Annotated in this window: 19 protein-coding genes and 3 tRNA genes; 13 read left to right on the forward strand and 9 right to left on the reverse strand. The window is 60.7% G+C overall.

Annotation, left to right across the window (positions count from 1 at the left end):
- Nucleotides 1-99: 99 nt before the first annotated feature.
- Entirely contained in the window at nucleotides 100-315 is a 216-nt protein-coding gene (locus ADU59_RS08290) for a hypothetical protein (RefSeq protein WP_068953518.1), read from the reverse strand.
- Nucleotides 316-477: 162 nt separating this feature from the next.
- Nucleotides 478-3,342, reverse strand: a complete 2,865-nt coding sequence (locus ADU59_RS08295) for an Rne/Rng family ribonuclease (protein WP_068953520.1) — start codon at nucleotides 3,340-3,342, stop codon at nucleotides 478-480.
- Between the two features lie 836 nt (nucleotides 3,343-4,178).
- On the opposite strand from ADU59_RS08295, the gene ADU59_RS08300 reads away from it, so the two are divergent.
- The 3 genes from ADU59_RS08300 to prfB all read left to right on the forward strand — a co-directional run bounded on the left by ADU59_RS08300 (nucleotide 4,179) and on the right by prfB (nucleotide 9,439).
- Nucleotides 4,179-5,366 carry an N-acetylmuramoyl-L-alanine amidase gene (locus ADU59_RS08300; protein WP_068953522.1) on the forward strand — a complete coding sequence of 396 codons (1,188 nt, stop codon included), beginning with the start codon at nucleotides 4,179-4,181 and terminating at the stop codon, nucleotides 5,364-5,366.
- Nucleotides 5,367-5,739: 373 nt separating this feature from the next.
- Complete coding sequence (locus ADU59_RS08305) at nucleotides 5,740-8,193, forward strand: penicillin-binding protein 1A (protein ID WP_068953524.1); 2,454 nt, start codon at nucleotides 5,740-5,742, stop codon at nucleotides 8,191-8,193.
- A gap of 114 nt (nucleotides 8,194-8,307) precedes the next feature.
- Nucleotides 8,308-9,439 (forward strand): peptide chain release factor 2 gene (gene prfB / locus ADU59_RS08310; protein WP_099050774.1). Its coding sequence is split into 2 segments (ribosomal slippage): nucleotides 8,308-8,376 and nucleotides 8,378-9,439, totalling 1,131 coding nucleotides; the frame shifts between segments, so codons are not numbered across the junction.
- Nucleotides 9,440-9,523: 84 nt separating this feature from the next.
- On the opposite strand, the gene ADU59_RS08315 is transcribed toward prfB, so the two are convergent.
- The 6 genes from ADU59_RS08315 to ADU59_RS08340 all read right to left on the reverse strand — a co-directional run bounded on the left by ADU59_RS08315 (nucleotide 9,524) and on the right by ADU59_RS08340 (nucleotide 14,297).
- Nucleotides 9,524-10,000 (reverse strand): hypothetical protein, encoded by a 477-nt coding sequence (locus ADU59_RS08315; RefSeq protein WP_068953761.1) that lies wholly within the window; start codon nucleotides 9,998-10,000, stop codon nucleotides 9,524-9,526.
- Between the two features lie 301 nt (nucleotides 10,001-10,301).
- A complete protein-coding gene (locus ADU59_RS08320) occupies nucleotides 10,302-11,075 on the reverse strand; it encodes an NAD kinase (protein ID WP_068953528.1) in 774 nt (257 codons plus the stop codon).
- Between the two features lie 211 nt (nucleotides 11,076-11,286).
- Nucleotides 11,287-12,132 carry a glycosyl transferase gene (locus ADU59_RS08325; RefSeq protein WP_068953530.1) on the reverse strand — a complete coding sequence of 282 codons (846 nt, stop codon included), beginning with the start codon at nucleotides 12,130-12,132 and terminating at the stop codon, nucleotides 11,287-11,289.
- A 201-nt stretch (nucleotides 12,133-12,333) separates the two neighbouring features.
- Nucleotides 12,334-12,409 (reverse strand) — tRNA-Thr (locus ADU59_RS08330).
- A 147-nt stretch (nucleotides 12,410-12,556) separates the two neighbouring features.
- Nucleotides 12,557-13,270, reverse strand: coding sequence for a YoaK family protein (locus ADU59_RS08335; protein ID WP_068953532.1), 714 nt, complete (start codon nucleotides 13,268-13,270; stop codon nucleotides 12,557-12,559).
- An 82-nt stretch (nucleotides 13,271-13,352) separates the two neighbouring features.
- Nucleotides 13,353-14,297, reverse strand: coding sequence for a LysR family transcriptional regulator (locus ADU59_RS08340; protein WP_068953534.1), 945 nt, complete (start codon nucleotides 14,295-14,297; stop codon nucleotides 13,353-13,355).
- A 148-nt stretch (nucleotides 14,298-14,445) separates the two neighbouring features.
- On the opposite strand from ADU59_RS08340, the gene ADU59_RS08345 reads away from it, so the two are divergent.
- The 3 genes from ADU59_RS08345 (at nucleotide 14,446) to ADU59_RS08355 (ending at nucleotide 15,852) form a co-directional block, all read left to right on the forward strand.
- Nucleotides 14,446-15,072: an FMN-dependent NADH-azoreductase gene (locus tag ADU59_RS08345; RefSeq protein ID WP_068953536.1), complete on the forward strand. Its 627-nt coding sequence runs from the start codon at nucleotides 14,446-14,448 to the stop codon at nucleotides 15,070-15,072.
- A 203-nt stretch (nucleotides 15,073-15,275) separates the two neighbouring features.
- Entirely contained in the window at nucleotides 15,276-15,491 is a 216-nt protein-coding gene (locus ADU59_RS08350; protein WP_037169534.1) for an alkylphosphonate utilization protein, read from the forward strand.
- A gap of 112 nt (nucleotides 15,492-15,603) precedes the next feature.
- The gene (locus ADU59_RS08355; RefSeq protein ID WP_425332003.1) at nucleotides 15,604-15,852 is read left to right on the forward strand and encodes a hypothetical protein; all 249 of its coding nucleotides are present in this window, start codon (nucleotides 15,604-15,606) and stop codon (nucleotides 15,850-15,852) included.
- 7 nt (nucleotides 15,853-15,859) lie between these two features.
- On the opposite strand, the gene ADU59_RS08360 is transcribed toward ADU59_RS08355, so the two are convergent.
- Nucleotides 15,860-16,741, reverse strand: coding sequence for a TrmH family RNA methyltransferase (locus ADU59_RS08360; RefSeq protein ID WP_068953540.1), 882 nt, complete (start codon nucleotides 16,739-16,741; stop codon nucleotides 15,860-15,862).
- A gap of 218 nt (nucleotides 16,742-16,959) precedes the next feature.
- Between ADU59_RS08360 and ADU59_RS08365 the strand changes: the two genes are divergently transcribed.
- The 7 genes from ADU59_RS08365 to ADU59_RS08395 all read left to right on the forward strand — a co-directional run bounded on the left by ADU59_RS08365 (nucleotide 16,960) and on the right by ADU59_RS08395 (nucleotide 20,947).
- Nucleotides 16,960-17,044: transfer RNA gene (locus ADU59_RS08365), tRNA-Tyr, on the forward strand.
- Nucleotides 17,045-17,067: 23 nt separating this feature from the next.
- Nucleotides 17,068-17,141, forward strand: a tRNA-Gly gene (locus ADU59_RS08370).
- A gap of 265 nt (nucleotides 17,142-17,406) precedes the next feature.
- Nucleotides 17,407-18,582, forward strand: coding sequence for an elongation factor Tu (gene tuf, locus ADU59_RS08375; RefSeq protein WP_068953542.1), 1,176 nt, complete (start codon nucleotides 17,407-17,409; stop codon nucleotides 18,580-18,582).
- A 296-nt stretch (nucleotides 18,583-18,878) separates the two neighbouring features.
- Nucleotides 18,879-19,187, forward strand: coding sequence for a 30S ribosomal protein S10 (gene rpsJ, locus ADU59_RS08380; protein ID WP_003507767.1), 309 nt, complete (start codon nucleotides 18,879-18,881; stop codon nucleotides 19,185-19,187).
- A gap of 156 nt (nucleotides 19,188-19,343) precedes the next feature.
- Nucleotides 19,344-20,024: a 50S ribosomal protein L3 gene (gene rplC, locus ADU59_RS08385; RefSeq protein WP_068953544.1), complete on the forward strand. Its 681-nt coding sequence runs from the start codon at nucleotides 19,344-19,346 to the stop codon at nucleotides 20,022-20,024.
- Nucleotides 20,025-20,036: 12 nt separating this feature from the next.
- Nucleotides 20,037-20,657, forward strand: coding sequence for a 50S ribosomal protein L4 (gene rplD / locus ADU59_RS08390; protein WP_068953546.1), 621 nt, complete (start codon nucleotides 20,037-20,039; stop codon nucleotides 20,655-20,657).
- A complete protein-coding gene (locus tag ADU59_RS08395) occupies nucleotides 20,654-20,947 on the forward strand; it encodes a 50S ribosomal protein L23 (RefSeq protein WP_056335759.1) in 294 nt (97 codons plus the stop codon). The genes rplD and ADU59_RS08395 overlap by 4 nt, the downstream gene beginning before the upstream one ends.
- Nucleotides 20,948-20,952 lie beyond the last annotated feature (5 nt).

Consider the following 20,952-nt stretch of genomic DNA (forward strand, 5'->3'; position numbering starts at 1 on the left):
TGTGAATCGGATTGAGAGGTGGATCGGTGGTGATCCGCCGGTGTTTCATGCGCGCCCACCGGACGCGCACGCCTGCAGCATAATGTCGAACCAATTGCCTTAGCGGCAGGTTCGAATCTTCCTGATGACGGGGTTGCCGCGCTCGTCCGTCTTGCGGACTGTCCTGGCCACACAAACCGGTTCAAAGGCCGTGTCATAACTGCTGTAGTAAAAGTCATTGTAGCGCTGGCGGCTCCTGCCGTCGGCCTGTGATGCTGTCGCAAACGATATCGTTGGAATGGCGACGAGCGCGGCTGCGATAAGGAAACGTCGCATGATTGCCTCCTCTGGCTGGCGCTGGGCGAGCCCATCCCGTCCAGCGAATGCATTTTGCCGCAGCCGTGGTGTTTTCACAGTTCCTGACGGAACAGGTTTCAAAACGAAAAAACCGGCCAATCGCTTGGCCGGTTTTTCAATGTGTCGGTTTTCAGATGCGGCTCAGAAGAAGCCGCGCTTTTGCCACCAGCCGCCCTTCTTGGGCTTTGCCGGTTCGCCGTCGCCATCGTCCTTCTTGACGGTGGAGGACTTGACCACCGGTTCGCTGGCGATCGTGTCGATATCGCGGTTGGCACGGACCGGCTTCGTTGCATCGAGGTCTGCGGCAGCCGCTTCGACGGCTGGTTCTTCGACGACGGCAACCGTTTCCGGCTTTGCTTCAACAGCAGCCTGGGCTTCCGCATCGGCGGTCGCGGCAGGCGCTTCCTCGGCAACGGCCACTTCGACGGCGGCTACGGCCTTCTTGCGGCTGCGCTTCGGCTTGGCAGGCTTCACCTCTTCCTCGGCAACAACCGGGGCTTCAGCGACTTCCTCGACAGCAACAACGGTCTCGGCTGGAGCGGCAGCAACAGCTTCGGCTTCCGGTGCATCGGCCGAGGCTTCTTCACCTGCGGCTTCGCCATCGGCTGCCAGGTTTTCACCTTCTGCCTCGTCCGGACGGTTGCGGCGGCCACCGCGCTTGCCACGGCGGCGGCGCTTGCGCTTCTGGCGTTCTTCTTCGCTCAGGCCTGCATCCTGTGCATCTTCGGAAACGGCCTGTGCTGCAACGTCGTCGGCTTCGTCCTCATCGCCATCCTCATCGGATGTATCCTCGGAACGCGCACCGGCTTCGGCACCCTGCTCGCCACCCGGGCGGCCACCACGCCGACGCCGGCGGCGCTTGCGCTTGCGGTTGCCCTGTTCGTCACTCTGCTCGGCAGGGGCGCGTTCGCTGCGCTCGGCCCGCTCGGCGCGTTCCGGCTTGGCTTCCGTCACGACTTCTTCGTCGTCTTCGATATCCTCTTCGATGACGATATCATCGTCTTCATCGATTTCAGGCTCGAACTGGATGATCTGGTCGATCTTGACCGGGTTTTCAACGGCTTCGCCACGATCGATGGCAAAATGCTGCGCGCCGACATGGGCATCGGCTTCGATGATGATCTGGACGCCGAAACGTTCCTCGTAATCAACGATCGTGCCGCGCTTGTGGTTGAGCAGGTAGAGCGCGATATCCGGCGTCGTGCGCACGGTGATGTCGTGCGTGGTGTTCTTCAGCAGATATTCTTCAACGCCGCGCAGGACATGCAGGGCGACGGAGGACTGCGAACGGATATTGCCCGTGCCGTTGCAATGCGGGCAGGTCTGCATCGTGCTTTCGAGCACGGATGCCCGGATGCGCTGACGCGACATTTCGAGCAGGCCGAAATGCGAGATGCGGCCGACCTGGATACGGGCGCGGTCGTTCTTGAGGTGATCCTTGAGGCGCTTTTCGACCGAGCGGTTGTTGCGCTTCTCTTCCATGTCGATGAAGTCGACGACCACGAGGCCGGCAAGGTCGCGCAGACGCAGCTGGCGGGCGACTTCTTCGGCGGCTTCCAGGTTGGTCTGGAGGGCCGTGTCCTCGATCGAGTGCTCGCGGGTCGAGCGGCCGGAGTTGACGTCGATCGCCACCAGCGCTTCGGTCTGGTTGATGATGATATAGCCGCCGGACTTCAGCGTTACCTGCGGCACCAGCATGCGGTCGAGCTGGGCTTCGATGCCCGAGCGCGAGAAGATCGGGTGCACGTCGCGGTAGGGCTGAACCACCTTGGCGTGGCTCGGCATCAGCATCTTCATGAAAGCCTTGGCTTCCTTGTAGCCTTCTTCGCCCGCAACGATGATCTCGCTGATGTCCTTATTGTAAAGGTCGCGGATCGAGCGCTTGATCAGGCTGCCTTCCTCATAGACGAGGCAGGGCGCGGTCGAAGACAAAGTCAGCGTGCGGACGTTTTCCCACAGGCGCATCAGGTATTCGAAGTCGCGCTTGACCTCGACCTTGGTGCGGTTGGCACCGGCGGTGCGCAGGATGACGCCCATGCCCTGCGGCACGTCGAGCGCGCGGGCGATTTCCTTCAGGCGCTTGCGGTCCGGCAGATTGGTGATCTTGCGGGAAATGCCGCCACCGCGCGCCGTGTTCGGCATCAGAACCGAATAGCGGCCGGCGAGCGACAGGTAGGTGGTCAGCGCCGCGCCCTTGTTGCCGCGTTCTTCCTTGGCCACCTGCACCAGCAGGATCTGCCGGCGCTTGATGACTTCCTGGATGCGGTACTGCTTGCGCGGGCGGCGGTTGACCTGCCGGTCCGGCACTTCTTCCATAGCGTCTTCGGCGCCGACGGATTCGATGACTTCCTTTTCTTCGTGATGACCATCGTCATCATCGTCGTCATCGTGGCCGCGGCGTCCGCCGCGCGTGTCTTCCGAAATGCTGTCGGTATCGACCATCGCGGCCATTTCGCCGCCGGAGCTTTCTTCGCCATCGGCGTCAGCGGCCGTTTCGGCAACCTCGGCTGCGGCCTTCTTGGTCCGGCGCGGGCGCTTCGGCTTGGCTTTCGGCTTTTCCTCAGCCTGCACGGCAGCTTCCACCGCCTCGACCGGCTCAGGTGCGGCCTCGATAACCTCGACAACGTTTTCATGCGTTGTTTCGACGGTTTCGTCTTCGGAATCCGGGCCGAGGTCCGTGCCGGTCTCGACATGCTCGATGTCGTCGTCGCGGCGCGCTTCCTCGGCTTCCTGCCTCAGCAGGGCCTGCCGGTCGGCGAGCGGGATCTGGTAATAGTCGGGATGGATTTCGGCGAAGGCCAGGAAGCCGTGGCGATTGCCGCCGTAATCGACGAAGGCGGCCTGCAGCGACGGCTCCACGCGCGTCACTTTCGCGAGATAGATATTGCCGCGGATCTGCTTCTTGTGTTCGGATTCGAAGTCGAATTCTTCTATGCGGTTTCCGCGGACGACAACGACGCGCGTCTCTTCAGCGTGAGACGCATCGATAAGCATTTTCTCTGCCATGTAGGTGGTGCTCCTCGGCGTACCCGTGAAGCGGCAGGAAAATAGCGTCCCGAAGGAGACTTTCCATACAGCTCAGGTTGATCGCCGGATGTGAATGTTCCTGTGAGGTCGGGGAGATGGTCCAACAGCCAGACGGCAGCCGGAACGATCTCGTTCCGGGGCCTGTTTACTTCTGACCGATACTGCTGGGACAACGTCAATGACCAAACAAGAATGCCAATGTACTAGGCCCTGAAGGCCCGATGAATGTGCCCGGTCACGGGCCTTCGGTGATCGTCACCATAAACGCTCCGGCCACCGCCGGAATTTCACGATTCAGCATACGAGGAAAAAGTGGAGCGACGGCGGATGAAGCGCGACTGCTTGTCCGAACATGATCTGCGTTGAAGCGGTTTTACCCGTCCCGATCACGCTCTGGCGCCAGGGCTTTGAAAAACCCTTTGGCTGCCGGTCGTCGATTCTATCCCGTCAACACTTTCTCCCACTGAAGCTTTTATGTTTTCTATGTCACAATGGCAAGGGAAAAGCCGGAACGGCCATAATATTGATTGATTCGCTTGTCGGGGTGTGTACTGCCGGGGTGCCCGTTCCGGGCTGCTGCGATGCGTATTTCTTGCGTTGAAAGAGCACTGCGGACGTCGCTTGGGCGCGGCAGGCAAGGTTCGGTTAACCATATGGCGTCATGGATAGTCCAAGCGGCAGTTCGTCATGCGTGTTGGCCATGCCTTGAAACGGGGCGATGCTTCCGGATTATCAATGATGTGTTATCGGGCGTCCGATGAAACGCCGGCAGCAAGCGCCGGCGACAGGGGGAAGCGGATTTGATCCTATCTGCGATGATGCGGCGATGCCTGCTTGGCTTTTTCCTGCTGTGTTCCACGTTGAGCGCCCACAGCGCGGATGCGCCGTTGCTGGCCTATGGCGCGCGGATTGCCGGCGATGACGGCCGTACCAGAGTGGTGATCGAGTTTGATCGCAAACCGGTGTTCTTCGTCCATTACGTCGCCAATCCCGCCCGCGTCATCGTCGATCTGCCGGAGACGTCATTCGGATTGAAGCCCGAAGACCTGCAGGCGAGGGGGCTGTTTACGGAAATCCGCTATGGCGCCATGGGGGCCGGCAGCTCGCGGATCGTCCTGACGGCGAAAAAGCCGGTGGCAATTACTGTCGCCGACGTCAAGGCTGACGAGGGTGGCAAGGGATTTCGCCTGGTGCTCGATGCGGAGCGGGTGACCGAGGAGCGTTTTTCCGCTCTTCTCGAAGAGCAGAAATGGACCGGCACGGTCACATCAACGAAAACCGACCGCCTGGTCGAGCCTGCGGCCGCGGGCTCGTTCGTCGTCGCTGTCGATGCCGGACACGGCGGGATCGATACCGGCGCGATCGGCAGCGATACCAAGATGGAAGAAAAGAACGTCACGCTCGCCTTCGCCGGCGAACTGGTCGAGACACTGAACAAGGAGAGCGGCATCAAGGCATTCCTGACACGGGACAAGGACGAATTCCTGTCCTTGCCGGAGCGGGTGCAGATCGCCCGGCAACACGGCGCCAACCTGTTCATCTCCATTCATGCCGATACGCTGAAGCAGCGCGACATTCGCGGCGCCACCGTCTACACCATTTCCGACAAGGCATCCGACCATCTGGCCGCCAATCTTGCCGAACGCGAAAACCTGTCCGACGAGATTGCCGGCGTCGCCTTCAAGAGCGAGCCGGCCGAGGTTGCCGGTATTCTCATCGATCTGACGCGCCGCGAAACGCAGGCCTTCTCGGTCAATCTGGCCCGCTCCGTCGTCTCCTCCTTCGAGGGGCAGATCAACCTGATCAACAATCCGCACCGGTATGCCGGCTTCAGGGTTTTACAGGCGCCCGACGTGCCGTCGATTCTGCTCGAGCTCGGCTTTTTGTCCAACAAGGAGGACGAGAAGCTGCTTGTCGATCCGGCCTGGCGCCGCAAGGTCGCGGGTCTTCTGGCTGTTGCCGTGCGCAATTATCGCGGCGGAGCGGTGGCGAATGGCGGCTGAACGCGGCTTTTATGGCCGTTTCCTGTCGTCATTTCCGGGTTTTGACAGGCAATAACGCCTGTTGTGATTTGTGTCGCCGGGGTAACAGCGATATCGTTTTCAACGGGATGGCATGTGTTTAATACGCCGCAAGCCCTATTTTACTCACAATCCGGTCGCTATCCGGAAACCTGAATTGGCGATGGGTGATCCGAAAACAGGGTGACCGGTCGTAAACGCGTAACGCGCAAGAGGTGTGGCCGGCGATCCGGCCGCGGCTTCATTTGCGGTTTAATTCGTCGGCGTGATTGCATTCGGGCGAGGTGCGGGTTAGGCCCCACCGGAACGTGTGCTCCGCACAGAGAAACGACAACAAGGTACCGGTATCTGGCTGATGATCAGACTGATTGGATATTTCTTCGGCATTGGCGCATTTCTGGTGCTCGGCGTTGCCGCGGCCGCGGCCATCTACCTCGGCCACGTGACCAAGGATTTGCCAGACTATGAGGTTCTCAACAGCTATGCGCCGCCGGTAACGACGCGCGTGCATGCCGGCAACGGCGCGCTGATGGCCGAATATGCGCGCGAGCGCCGCCTCTATCTGCCGATCCAGGCCATTCCGGATCGCGTCAAGGCCGCCTTCATCTCCGCCGAAGACAAGAACTTCTATCAGCATCCCGGCGTCGATATCACCGGCCTTGGCCGCGCCATCTTCGTCAACCTGCAGAATTTCGGCTCCGGCCGCCGCCCGGTCGGCGCCTCGACGATCACGCAGCAGGTTGCCAAGAACTTCCTGCTTTCCGCCGACCAGACGATCGACCGCAAGGTCAAGGAAGCGATCCTTTCGTTCCGCATCGAGCAGGCCTACAGCAAGGACCGGATTCTCGAACTCTATCTCAACGAGATTTTCTTCGGCCTGAACTCCTATGGCATCGCAGGCGCAGCACTCACCTATTTCGACAAGTCCGTGACGGAACTGACGATCGCAGAGACGGCCTATCTGGCCGCGCTGCCGAAGGGACCGTCGAACTATCATCCCTTCCGCCGCGAAAAGGCCGCGCTTGAGCGCCGCAACTGGGTCATCGACCGGATGGTCGAGAATGGCTATGTCACCAAGAGTGACGGCGAGGATGCCAAGAAGCAGCCGCTCGGCGTCAGCGTCCGCCGCGGCGGCTCGCATCTGTTCGCGTCGGATTATTTCGCCGAAGAGGTTCGCCGCCAGATCATCCAGCGCTATGGCGACAACGCCCTTTACGAGGGTGGCCTGTCCGTTCGCACGTCGCTCGACCCCAAGCTGCAGGTGGATGCGCGCCGGGCACTCCAGAATGCACTGGTCTCCTATGATGAACGCCGTGGTTTCCATGGTGCCCTCAAGACGATCGAAATCGGCGGCGACTGGGGCGAGCCGCTCGGCAAGCTCGAGGCGCTCTCCGACGTTCCCGAATGGAAGCTCGCGGTCGTACTCTCGGTCAACGACAGCGGTGCCGACATCGGCATCCAGCCGGACAAGGATGGCGCCGGCAAGGTTGGCCCCGATCGCCTGACCGGACATATCTCCGCAAAGAACATGCAATGGGCCTATCGCTCGTCGGCCGCAGACCGCAAGTCGGCGAAGTCGCCGGAAGGCGTCGTCGGTCCCGGCGATGTCATTTATGTCGAGGCGACCGCGCAGTCCGGCGAATATCGCCTGCGCCAGCCGCCGAAAGTGCAGGGCGGCCTGGTCGCCATGGATCCGCAGACCGGCCGCGTGCTGGCCATGGCTGGCGGCTTCTCCTACAGCCAGTCCGAGTTCAACCGCGCGACGCAGGCGATGCGCCAACCGGGATCGTCCTTCAAGCCATTCGTCTATGCGGCAGCGCTCGACAACGGCTATACGCCCGCATCCGTCATTCTCGACGCACCCTTCGAGCTTGTCACCGGCGGCCAGGTCTGGCGTCCGGAAAACTATGGCGGCGGTACGGCCGGTCCATCGACCCTGCGCCTCGGCATCGAAAAATCGCGCAATCTGATGACCGTGCGGCTTGCCAACGACATGGGCATGAACCTCGTTGCCGAATATGCCGAACGCTTCGGCATCTACGACAAGATGCTGCCGGTGCTGGCCATGTCTCTCGGCTCGGGCGAAACGACGGTTCTGCGCATGGTGTCTGCCTATGCCGTGCTTGCCAACGGCGGCAAGCAGATCAAGCCGTCGATGATCGACCGGATCCAGGACCGCTACGGCAAGACGATCTTCCGTCACGAGGAGCGGACCTGCGACAATTGCAATGCCGCCGATTGGGAAGATCAGGAGGAGCCGGTTCTCACCGACAACCGCGAGCAGGTCCTCGATCCGATGACCGCCTACCAGATCACCTCGATGATGGAAGGTGTCATCCAGCGCGGTACGGCTGCCGGCAAGGTCAAGCTGGACCGTCCGGTTGCCGGCAAGACCGGCACGACCAACGATGAGAAGGACGCCTGGTTCGTCGGTTATACGCCGGACATGGTGGCCGGCCTTTATCTCGGTTTCGACAGCCCGGCGCCGATGGGGCGCGGTGCGACCGGCGGCGGTCTCGCGGCTCCCGTGTTCAACGACTTCATGCAGGCGGCGATGCAGGGCACACGCCCGGTCAAGTTCGTCGTACCGGAAGGCATGAGCCTGATCCCCGTCAACCGCCGGACCGGCATGGCGGCAGCCGACGGCGACCCGGACACGATCATCGAAGCCTTCAAACCGGGAACCGGCCCGGCCGATACCTTCTCGGTCATCGGCGGCGCCGACCAGTATATCCCGCCGGAAGACATCCTGAAGGCTTCGCCGCAGGCAAACGACGCGATCAACCGCGGTTCGAGCGGGTTGTTTTAATCGAGAGCAGCGGAACCTTTCATCCATCGCCTTTCCCGACGCCTGCCGGTCTTTACATAACCGGCGGGCGTCGTTATTCACGGCGCACATTCCATCCGAGCAAGAAGCAGGACAATGCGGACTGAAATCGAGAATATTGTCGACGAAATCAAGCAGGCCATAAGCCTGCTGAGGAGGCATCTTTGACTGGGATCAGGCGGTAAGACGACTGGACTGGTTGAACAACAAGTCAGAGGATCCGACCCTCTGGAACGATGCGGCCGAAGCACAGAAGCTGATGCGCGAGCGCCAGCATCTCGACGACGGCATCAACAGCGTGCGGGCTTTCGAGCAGCAGATGCAGGACGCCATCGATCTCATCGAGTTGGGTGAGGAAGAGGGCGATGCCGATATCGTCAAGGAAGCCGAAGACGCGTTGCGCGTGCTGCGAACCGAAGCGGCCCGCCGCCAGGTGGAAGCCATGCTGTCGGGCGAAGCCGACGGCAACGACACCTATCTGGAAGTCCATTCCGGTGCCGGCGGCACCGAGAGCCAGGACTGGGCGAACATCCTTCTGCGCATGTATACCCGCTGGGCCGAACGCCAGGGCTACAAGGTCGAGCTCATGGAAGTCCATGACGGCGAAGAAGCGGGCATCAAGTCCGCGACGCTGCTGGTCAAGGGGCACAATGCCTATGGCTGGCTGAAGACCGAATCGGGCGTCCATCGCCTGGTGCGGATTTCGCCGTTCGACAGCAATGCCCGCCGTCATACCTCGTTCTCGTCCATCTGGGTCTATCCGGTGATCGACGATTCGATCCAGATCGACATCAACGAGAGCGATTGCCGCATCGACACCTACCGCTCGTCCGGCGCTGGCGGCCAGCACGTCAACACGACCGATTCGGCCGTGCGTATCACGCACATGCCGTCCGGCATCGTCGTGCAGTGCCAGCAGGAGCGCTCGCAGCACAAGAACAAGGCCAAGGCCTGGGACATGCTGCGCGCCCGTCTCTACGAGGCGGAACTGAAGAAGCGGGAAGAGGCAGCCAATGCCGAAGCCGCGTCCAAGAGCGATATCGGCTGGGGACACCAGATCCGTTCCTACGTGCTGCAGCCCTACCAGCTGGTCAAGGACCTGCGCACCGGGGTGGCGAGCACCGCTCCGGACGATGTGCTTGACGGTGATCTCAACGAGTTCATGGAAGCGGCACTCGCCCACCGCGTCAATGGCGGCGCCGATGCCGTGGTCGACGATCTGGCCTGAGACCGGGGCTGACATTCTCTAATGCGACAAAGCCGGGTGACATCGATCGCCCGGCTTTTTGTTTGGGTGCTTGGGTGCTGCCGGTCAGTTCGTTGCGCGCTCGACCTGGATATCGCCGACATCGTCGATCAGCACGGTCCAGGTCTCCGGCTCCGGCGCGGCCGGATCCGTCTTCAGATAGACCGTCGCAAACAGCCCCGGCTGACTGGAAACACCATCGGATGTTTCAGGCCGGATGTCGGTGACATAGGCCTTCATCGCGGAAAATTCCTCCAGTTCCGCCGAGGAGATCACTTTCGGGCCTGCCGCCTCAAGGGCGACCTGCTGCAGAAAAATATGCGCGTTGCCCTCGGGCTGACGCACGGCGACGAGCTTGTAGTAGCCGCGCTGTGCCGGTGAATTCTGTGCCGACGGAGTGTCGGCCGTCTTGCCGCCGCTCGGATCGAGCACGTTCGGCGGATCGCCGCTTTCTTCCCAATAGCCGGTGCTGGTCACGAAAATGATATTATCTGGCATGAGTACAGTGTCGTCCGCGCGGGCCGGAGATGCGGTGGTAAGCATCAAGACCAGCCAGCCGGCAGCCAGGGAGCGGGCAGCTCGATGGGAGATAGAAAGGGCTGCGGGCCGGCCTGGAGCGGCGGCCGTTCGCGAGGCCATCCGGTGGTCAGGCGACGTGCCGGCCGTACTGTAACGTCGAATGTGGGGCATCGTCTCTGCCTTGGTGAGATCACTGGGAAGCCGGATCTTGTGCTGCCCGCATTCCTCGCGGGCAGCACAAGATAGCGGATTTCGGTACGATTTTCGGCCGAAATCGATTCCAGTTCAAGGGAATGCGGAAAAGAGCGGCGGGGAGCGGGCGTGTCTAGTTGGAGAATTGCTCCGCCAGAATGCGGTCCGACCAGGAATAGTCGGGATCGGAAAGGATATGCGCCGTGATGTTTTCCGATTCGGCAATGCGGACCTTGGCCACTGATTTGACCTCGACATGATCAGCCACCGCATTGACCGGGCGCTTGTCGGATTCGAGAATGTCGATATCGACGGTGACCTTGTTGGGCAGCAGCGCACCGCGCCAGCGGCGCGGCCGGAACGGGCTGACGGGCGTCAGGGCCAGGAGCGGCGCCTCGAGCGGCAGGATGGGCCCGTGGGCAGAGAGATTGTAGGCTGTCGAGCCGGCCGGCGTGGAGAGCAGCACGCCGTCGCAGATCAATTCCTCAAGCCGAACCCGGCCATCGACGACGACCCGGAGCTTGGCCGCCTGGTAGGACTGGCGAAACAGATAGACCTCATTGATGGCAAGCGCCCGGAAGTGGTTGCCGTCCGTATCGACGGTCTGCATCTCAAGCGGCCGGAACGTATTCTCGACGGCCGCCGCCAGCCGCTCGCGCAGATTCTCGACGCTGTAGCGGTTCATCAGGAAACCGATCGAGCCGCGATTCATGCCATAGACCAGCTTGCCGGAATTCATCGTCCGGTGCAGCGTCTGCAGCATGAAGCCGTCGCCGCCAAGTGCGACGATCACATCCGCTTCGTCAGGATCTTCCTGGCCGTAGAGCGCGATCAGTTCGTCCGCAGCCTTCTGGGCTTCGTCCGTGGCGGACGCGGCGAAAGCGATGGTTTTGAACGTGCGAGCCATGAAATGCCTGTCTGTTTATGGGCTGGGCCACCCCACACGGGAAGACCCGGACTATGGTCCGTCAGGACGTCCGACAGAAGGCGTCGCGGCTGACAATACAGATATTATCATGCACAAAAGATCCCGGTGCGAAAGGGAAGATTGCGGCCCGAAGCGCCCCCCAATACGGAGCATGGCTTTGGAAGAGCCACGGCACAGCCCCGCGAAACGGTCATTCCCGCCAATGGTCGGCCACCCATGGAGTTGGGAGAATATATTGACGAAGGTAGCGCAGCGGTGCTTTTCCCTTCCGCCGGGCGGGGTCGAAGACCCCGCGGATGTGCTCGAGCGGTGTCGCGACACGCCCCTTCAAGCCGAATTGCCCGTCGATCGCGTGCTGCGGAAAAAAATTGCGCGGGAACAGGATGACCCGCGCGTCGGACGGAAGACGCGGCGGCAGAAAATAATTCAACGGAATCGGCCAGCGGCAATCCTGTTTGAAATGCAGGACCCAGCGGCGCGGGAAAAACGTCACCCCGCCGGGGGCGTTGCGGGTCACGAAGCGCTGTTCGAACTGATACTTGTCGGCAACAGCCTGTGGATCGGCCCGGAATTTCTCCAGCAGGGGAACGAGCTTGCCAACCGGAAACCGGAACAGCGAGGTCTGGCCGAGCCGCTCGAAGGGGGTGGTCTGGTTCCGCGCGATCATCACGTCGTCCGGCCCCCCCGCTTCGAAGAAAGCGTCAAGGGAGCCCACGATCACCAGATCGAGGTCCAGGAACAGGACCGGGCCGGTAAGGCTGCCCAATGTCGGCCCCCACAGCCGCGCCTTGGGCCAGATGCCCTTGGTATTGACCGGCATCTTTTCCACATCCAGCGGCGGCAAGTCCTCCAGAAGGATTTCCGGGCGCAGACCATCGCGGTTGTCGGTAAAGCAGGTGAAGGTGAAGGGCGGCGTGATGTTGCGCGCCACCATCGCATAGAGCCGATTGATAAACGGGGCTCCGTATTTTGTCCCCCAACTGATGCAGATTACCTGTTTAACACCGCCGCTCGCAGCCAGAACGCCTGCCGACATCGTTTGTCATTCCCCGTTTCGCACCGATCGGCGGTATCGAGCCTCCCGGCATTCAATTCCGCTCATATGGCATAGCAACTGGATATACGAATAGCCATGCCAATTCGGAAGGCCTGACGCGCTTCGCGCCAACGCACGGCATCAATTATCCACGAAGTTTCGCATATGCCGAAATACAGGAAGGGATTGAACAAGGAAAAATGGTGCCCCCACCAGGACTCGAACCCGGGACCCCCTGATTACAAATCAGGTGCTCTACCAACTGAGCTATAAGGGCAGCACTTGCGGCAGGGAGTTAGCATATTCTCATCCTGTGTAAAGTGAAAATGCAGTTTTTGATATGCTTTTCCCGCCTTTCTGCAGGGGATGATGACGCAGGTTTTGCAGGCTGCCGGATTTGAAGGGGACGTCACACGGGCAGTTTTCAATGGGCTTTCACCGGCTGGGGCGTTGACCGGTGGGCGAGCCGTCGCTGGAAGCGCGGTGGAATGAAGAAGGCGAGCAGTGTGAGCATGGCCGAGAGGGCGCAGATCAGCCAGAGCACATCACTCCCCATCGCCCGCTCGAGAAAGGCGCCACAGACGCCGCCGGTCGCCATTCCGATCCACGGAACGATTTGAAGGCCCCACGCCGACCGCGGCGTGCCGACGATCCAGCTGCCGATCCCCTTGCCGAAGCGGGAAAGGGCGCCCGTCACATAGGTCAGTCCGATCGGCAATCCGTCGATATGGTCGACGGCGGCATTGACGAGCCCCATGGCAAGCACGATCCCGTAGAATTGAAGCGTCGCGAAATCCGGGCCGCTGATCGCAGCGGAAAACACCAGGATAAGGGTTACCGTGATGAGGACGCGGAAAGCGCGCCGGGCGGCATTGTGGGCAATGATGGTGCCGAGCGCGTTGCCGGCGACGAACATCAAAAGCGCACCCAGCAGGATGATCGCGTAGGCCGGTTTCCCATCGCTCAGCGCGACGGCGGCGCGGGTGGTGTTGCCGCTCATGAAGGAGACGAAGCTGCCCGCAATCAGCAGGCCGGCGGCATCGGTCATGCCAGCAAGAAACGAGATTGCGGCGACAAGAACGATACCGATGGTGGTTCGCCGCCTGCGAATGATGTACCGCCGCCGTTGCCGCGTCATAATTGTCCTTTCCGCCTGCCGGCCCTGATTCGGTCGTTTGAAACGCCCGTCATCATAGCCCCGCCAGCCGGAGAGGTGCCGTTTATTCCGCCGCTTCCAGCATCGCCGCCGGTGGGTCTATTTCCGTGCAGCGCGACATTGCCCCGGGCAGATTGTCGGCGAGGAAATCGATCAGCGCGCGAACCGAGGGCAGCATGCCGTGGCGTGACGTAAAGACCAGATGGGCGATGGTGGCGTCCGAGGACCATTCGGGCAGCACCGGCATCAGGACGCCGGTGCGAAATCCCCGGCCGCAGATATGATCCGGCAGCAGTGCAATTCCCACCCCTTCGATTGCCGCACGCTCGAGGATGCCGAAATCGCCGCAGCCGATGATCGGCTGGTGGGGAATGTCCCGCTTCGTTCCGTCAACATGGTTCAGCTGCCAGGTATCGGAGAGATGCTGCTCGTTCATCGATAGCGTCGGCATTTTGTCGAGCGTATCGATCGTCACATTGCCGATCCGCGCCATCAGCGCCGGGCTGGCGGCGAGAAACTGGCGGGCTTCGCCCAGCTTGCGCACGATCAGATTGTTGTCGGAATCCAGATGATGACGTGCCCGAAGTGCGATATCGATGCGTTCCTCGACCAGATCGATCCGGCGGTTGGTGGTGGTGATCAGCAGCCTGACCTCCGGATAACGCCGGTGAAAGGCGGGCAGGATCGCGCCGACCATGGGGGTAAAGCCGATCGGGCAGGCGAGGCGGACGATGCCGGAGGGCTCGCTCTTGGCCGCGGCGACCACTGCTTCGGCAGCGTCGACGCCTGCAAGGATCGTTTCGCAACGCTCATAGAAAGCCTGGCCGATCTCGGTGACGCGCAGTTTGCGGGTCGAGCGCTCCAGCAGGCGGACGTCCAATTGCTGTTCGAGCCGCGCGACATGCTTGCTGAGTTTGGATTTCGGAATGTTGAGAGCGCGCGCAGCCGCGGAAAATCCCTTGTGCTTCACGACGGCTGCAAACAGCGCGATATCGTTCAGGTCCTGCATGTTACACCTTCGTTTCGTTCAAGGCCGATCGCTCCATTGTTTCTATCAGGAAACATGCTGTCGAAAAAGGGCTGGCTTATCGGCTGATTGTTTTAAATTCATATGTGATGCACCCCAAGACCACGCAACCCCATTCGAAGGTGCCATCATGAACATTCTCCAAATCGACTCCGGTATTCTCGGAGATCATTCCGTCTCCCGCCGCCTGACGGCATCGATCGTCGCGCGGATCAAGGCCGAGCGCCCGGATGACAGCGTCACCTACCGCGATCTCGCCGCCCAGCCGCTGGCGCATCTGAACGGCTCGCATCTGATGGCGGCATCCGCCAATCCGGAAGGTCTGGATGCGGCGCTGGTTTCCGAACTCGATGCCGGCCGCGCCTCGCTCGCTGAATTCCTGGCGGCTGATGTCATCGTCGTCGGCGCACCGATGTACAATTTCGCCATTCCGAGCCAGCTGAAGACCTGGATCGACCGCATTCTCGTTGCCGGCACCACCTTCCGCTATACCGAGTCCGGCGTCGAAGGCCTGGCCAAGGGCAAGAAGGTCATCGTCGCTTCGACCCGAGGCGGTCATTATTCCGGCACGTCCCCGATCAGCGCCATGGACCATCAGGAAACTTACCTGAGCACGGTGTTCGGCTTCATCGGCATCACCAATGTCGAGTTCGTTCGCGCCGAAGGTCTGTCCATCAGCCCGGATTCGAAGGAAGCGGCGATCACCGTTGCCGAAAAGGCCATTGCCGACCGCGGTCATTTCGATATCGCCGCCTGAACATTCTCGCGGGTTGACAGAGCTGAAAGCCGGGCACGACATGTGTCCGGCTTTTCTGTGTCTGAAAACCGGATAAACCGGCGCCTGCCGTCTTCGGGATGGAGGCCGGCCTTTCGTCCGTCGCAGGCTGGACAGGCCCGGCGCGAGGCGGTAGAGCCCGGGCCAAGAGCCTTCGGGCCGATAGCATACGGATTGGAACGAAAATGACGGATGTCAGGGACAGCAACGGCACGATTCTCGTCGAGGGCGACAATGTCACTTTGATCAAGGACCTGAAGGTTAAGGGGACCTCCGAGACCTTGAAACGCGGCACGATGATCAAGGGCATTCACCTGACCGGTGATCCCGATGAGGTCGAATGCCGCCATGCGAAGATTAAGGGGCTGGTGCTGCGTACCGAGTTCCTGAAGAAGGCCTGATCCGGCAGGGCAGTGGCCTGCAGGCCAGTCCGGCGCCGGGATTCCTGTGAGGGCTGGACTGCCTGCTTTTTTGTATTACACTTCGCTTATGAAAAGCGTTCCGGCATTTTTGATGATCGCGCTTGTTTCGGTCTTTGCCGGAACCTCTCCCGGTATGTCGCTGGCGGCCGACGCGATGTGCACCTGCCGAAACCGGGATGGTTCGAAGCTTGAACTGGGCCAGACCACCTGTATCCGCGTGGGCGATATCGCCTATCTGGCGCGTTGCGAAAAAGAACTCAACGTCATGACATGGCGCAAGCTCCGGGACGAGTGCCCCGAAGCGCGATTGTCGGTGGCCGTACTGCCGTTGACGCAGTAGTTGTCGCTCAGGCCTTGGTCAGATGACCGCGTGCCGCATACATGGCGATGGCGGCGGCGTTCGACACGTTCAGCGATTTGATGGCGCCCGGCATGTCGAGGCGGGCGAGCGCGTTGACGGTCTGGCGTGTCTTCTGCCGCAATCCCTTGCCTTCGGCGCCGAGCACAAGGGCGATCTTCTCGCCCGACAGCGTCTGTTCGAGCGGTGCGGGACCTTCCGAATCAAGCCCGATCGAGACGAAGCCGAGCTTGTGCAGTTCTTCCAGCGCATCGGCCAGGTTGGTGATCTGGATATAGGGGATCATTTCCAGCGCACCGGAAGCGGATTTGGCCATTACACCCGATTCGGTCGGGCTGTGGCGCTGCGTCGTGATCAGCGCGCCGGCATTGAAGGCGACGGCCGAGCGCATGATGGCGCCGACGTTGTGCGGATCGGTGACCTGATCGAGAACCAGAATCAGCGGGCTGTCTTTCAAAGCCGACAGCCGGCGGGCGGGCAGGGGCACGGTTTCCAGCATTGCGCCCTGGTGGATGGCGTCGGGTCCGAGAATCTTGTCGAGGTCCTGCGGCGTGACGATCTCGACGGGGAAACCGAGTTCTTCGATAGGCCCGGTTTCCAGCCGGATCAAGGCATTCTGTGTCACCGAAAGCTTGGTGATCTTGCGCTCGGGATTGTCGAGCGCTGCGCGCACCGTGTGGATGCCGTAAAGCTGCACCTGGTCGGGTGCCAGCTGGGGGGCTTTCCAGTCCGCGGCGGCGCTCTTCTTCCGCTTGTCCTGGACAGGCGTCGGAATCTCGCCGCGTTCGCGTCGTCCATCGCGGTGGGCGCGGCGCAGAGTGGCGTAATGGGTGTCTTTGGCGTTCTTGTCGCCCGGATTATCTTTGCTCATGCGCGTCTTATACTGAGGATAGGGCGCGCGTGGAACCGTTTTTCGCGAAATCGGCCGCCGGCGATCTTTATGGCGAATTTCGCAACTTTTTCTGAGACCCCGTGTTGACAGGACGAAACGGGGCCGTCATATACCCGGCGCAGATTGAAGGGCTGACTTGCCCCGGCAGACAACGCTTCGATCTGAAATGCTTGGTCGCATGATCCCGACAGAATAATGGAGGGATGCCCGAGTGGTTAAAGGGGACGGACTGTAAATCCGTTGGCTCAGCCTACGTTGGTTCAAATCCAACTCCCTCCACCATTCTGTCAGACGGATCGTGACCCGCGGGTATAGCTCAATGGTAGAGCAGCAGCCTTCCAAGCTGAATACGCGGGTTCGATTCCCGCTACCCGCTCCAGCAAAGCTCAAAATTATCATCAGGTTCATCGGTTTCCCGCACTGCGTCGCTGCAAGTCTTTGATTTGTCGCGATTTTAGCGTTCGCAAGCGTTGGTATTGGAATTGCGCCCGGCGATCCCCACATAGGCCTCAGAAACGGGCCGAGGGCTTGGCGACGCGCAAAACAATTAAGTCTTGCGCAATTCTTCCGAAACCCTTAAACGCCTCCCCAAACCGGCGCCGCCGGTATGGTGCATTCTCATTGATCACAGGAAACTTGACCCCATGGCAAAGAGCAAATTTGAGCGCAACAAGCCGCACGTTAACATTGGCACGATCGGCCACGTTGACCATGGCAAGACGTCGCTGACGGCAGCGATCACGAAGTATTTCGGCGAGTTCAAGGCATACGACCAGATCGATGCCGCTCCGGAAGAAAAGGCGCGTGGTATCACCATTTCGACGGCGCACGTCGAATATGAGACGCCTGCCCGTCACTATGCGCACGTCGACTGCCCCGGCCACGCCGACTACGTCAAGAACATGATCACCGGTGCTGCCCAGATGGACGGCGCGATCCTGGTTTGCTCGGCTGCCGACGGCCCGATGCCGCAGACCCGCGAGCACATCCTGCTTGCCCGTCAGGTTGGCGTTCCGGCAATCGTCGTGTTCCTCAACAAGGTCGACCAGGTCGACGACGCCGAACTGCTGGAGCTCGTTGAGCTTGAAGTTCGCGAACTTCTGTCGATGTACGACTTCCCGGGCGACGACATCCCGATCATCAAGGGTTCGGCTCTGGCTGCTCTTGAAGATTCGGACAAGAAGATCGGCGAAGACGCGATCCGCGAACTGATGGCTGCTGTTGACGCCTACATCCCGACGCCTGAGCGTCCGATCAACCTGCCGTTCCTGATGCCGATCGAAGACGTGTTCTCGATCTCGGGCCGTGGTACGGTCGTGACCGGCCGCGTCGAGCGTGGCATCGTCAAGGTTGGCGAAGAAGTCGAGATCGTCGGCATCCGCGCGACCTCGAAGACGACGGTTACCGGCGTTGAAATGTTCCGCAAGCTGCTCGATCAGGGCCAGGCTGGCGACAACATCGGCGCGCTGGTTCGCGGCGTTACCCGTGACGGCGTCGAGCGTGGCCAGATCCTGTGCAAGCCGGGTTCGGTCAAGCCGCACAAGAAGTTCATGGCCGAAGCCTACATCCTGACGAAGGAAGAAGGCGGCCGTCATACGCCGTTCTTCACCAACTACCGTCCGCAGTTCTACTTCCGCACGACGGACGTGACGGGCATCGTGTCGCTTCCTGAAGGCACGGAAATGGTTATGCCTGGCGACAACGTCACCGTTGCCGTCGAGCTGATCGTTCCGATCGCCATGGAAGAAAAGCTGCGCTTCGCAATCCGCGAAGGCGGCCGTACCGTCGGCGCCGGCATCGTAGCGTCCATCGTCGAGTAATTTACTCGGTTGGGAAGCGGCGCGTCATAGGCGCCGCTTCCTCGATCAATTTGTTGGTCGAAGCATGCGGGTAAAATCGTATGCCTCTCGAATTAACGGAAGCGCGAAAAAATCGTGCTTCCGTAGGCGTTCGGTCATTGTGTCGGACGCCGATTCCGTATATGTGGCGGGTCGAATTGCAGAAACGGACAGAGAGTGATTTGCTCTTTGTGCTCTTTGAAGCATCAGCACCCGGAAACGAATGACGAATTGCCTCATCTGGGGCATTCCGCTTAACAACAACAAGGATAACTCGAATGAACGGCCAGAATATCCGTATCCGCCTCAAGGCGTTTGATCACCGGATTCTTGATGCCTCCACGCGGGAAATCGTTTCGACGGCCAAGCGCACAGGCGCTTCGGTTCGTGGTCCGGTGCCGCTTCCGACGCGGATTGAAAAGTTTACTGTCAACCGCTCGCCCCACGTGGACAAGAAGAGCCGCGAACAGTTCGAAATGCGTACCCACAAGCGCCTCCTCGATATCGTCGATCCTACTCCGCAGACCGTTGACGCGCTGATGAAGCTCGACCTGGCTGCCGGCGTAGACGTGGAAATCAAGCTTTAAAAACAAGGAAGGTACGTGGGCTTCGGCTCAACGGCTTCCAAAAACGGGCGACCCTTCGATCGGATGATCCTGCTGGATCGGATGAAAAAGGGGAGACCTTAAACCAGAGATGCAACGGGGTTTGCCCCGTCGCTAACTCTTAAGAGGAATGAACCAATGCGTTCAGGTGTGATTGCACAGAAAGTTGGGATGACCCGCGTCTATAACGACGCTGGTGAGCATATCCCGGTTACAGTATTGCGGATGGAAAACGTACAAGTCGTTGCCCACCGCACGGAAGACAAGAATGGCTACACCGCAGTTCAGCTCGGTGCAGGCCAGTCCAAGGTCAAGAACACGAGCAAGCCGTTGCGTGGTCAGTTCGCTGCCGCCAACGTAGAGCCGAAGGCCAAGGTCGTTGAGTTCCGCGTTTCGTCGGACAATCTGATCGATGTCGGCGCTGAGCTCACCGCAAACCATTTCGTCGCCGGCCAGCTGGTCGACGTTACCGGTACATCGTCCGGTAAGGGTTTTGCCGGTGCCATGAAGCGCCACAACTTCGGCGGTCTGCGTGCAACGCACGGCGTGTCCGTATCGCACCGTTCGCATGGTTCGACTGGTTCCAACCAGGATCCGGGCCGCGTCTGGAAGGGTAAGCGCATGGCTGGCCACATGGGTCAGACGCGCATCACCACCCAGAACCTGGAAGTGGTCTCCACCGATGAAGACCGCGGTCTGATCCTCGTCAAGGGCGCCGTACCCGGCTCCAAGGGCGCATGGATCGTCGTTCGCGACGCCATCAAGTCCGGCACTCCGGCTGACGCTCCGCGTCCTGCCGCTGTGCGCGCAGCCAAGTAAGGGGGCCAGATCATGGATCTCAACGTCACCACACTCGAGGGCAAAGAGGCCGGCAAGGTTTCCCTGTCCGACGCGATTTTCGGTCTCGAGCCTCGCGAAGATATCATTGCCCGCGTCGTTCGCTGGCAGCTTGCCAAGAAGCAGCAGGGCACGCACAAGGCCAAGGGCCGCGCGGAAGTTTCGCGCACCGGCGCCAAGATGTTCAAGCAGAAGGGTACGGGCCGCGCTCGTCACCATTCGGCTCGCGCTCCGCAGTTCCGCGGCGGTGGTAAGGCTCATGGCCCGGTTGTTCGCAGCCACGCTCATGACCTGCCGAAGAAGGTACGTGCCCTCGGCCTGCGCCATGCGCTGTCCGCAAAGCTGCGTGCCGAAGAGCTGATCATCGTTGACAGCCTGGTTGCTGCCGAAGCCAAGACGAAGACGCTGACCGGCGCATTCGCAACGCTCGGCCTGACCAACGTGCTGTTCATCGGCGGCGCCGAACTCGACAGCAACTTCAAGCTCGCAGCCCAGAACATCCCGAATGTGGACGTTCTGCCGGTTCAGGGCATCAACGTTTACGATATTCTGCGCCGCGGCAAGCTCGTCCTGTCCAAAGCTGCAGTTGAAGCTCTTGAGGAGCGGTTCAAATGACTGATCTTCGCCACTACGATGTGATCGTTTCTCCTTCGATCACCGAAAAGTCGACGCTGGTTTCTGAACAGAACCAGATCATTTTCAACGTCGCCAAGGATGCGTCGAAGCCCGAAATCAAGGCTGCAATCGAAGCTCTGTTCGGCGTCAAGGTTACGGCTGTGAACACGCTGGTCCGCAAGGGCAAGCTGAAGCGCTTCCGCGGCTTCGCTGGCCGGCAAAAGGACGTCAAGAAGGCTATCGTCACGCTCGCTGACGGTCAGACCATCGACGTCTCCACCGGACTCTGAGGAAT

Origin of the sequence: Pararhizobium polonicum (assembly GCF_001687365.1) — a bacterium.
Classification (GTDB): Bacteria; Pseudomonadota; Alphaproteobacteria; order Rhizobiales; family Rhizobiaceae; genus Pararhizobium; species Pararhizobium polonicum.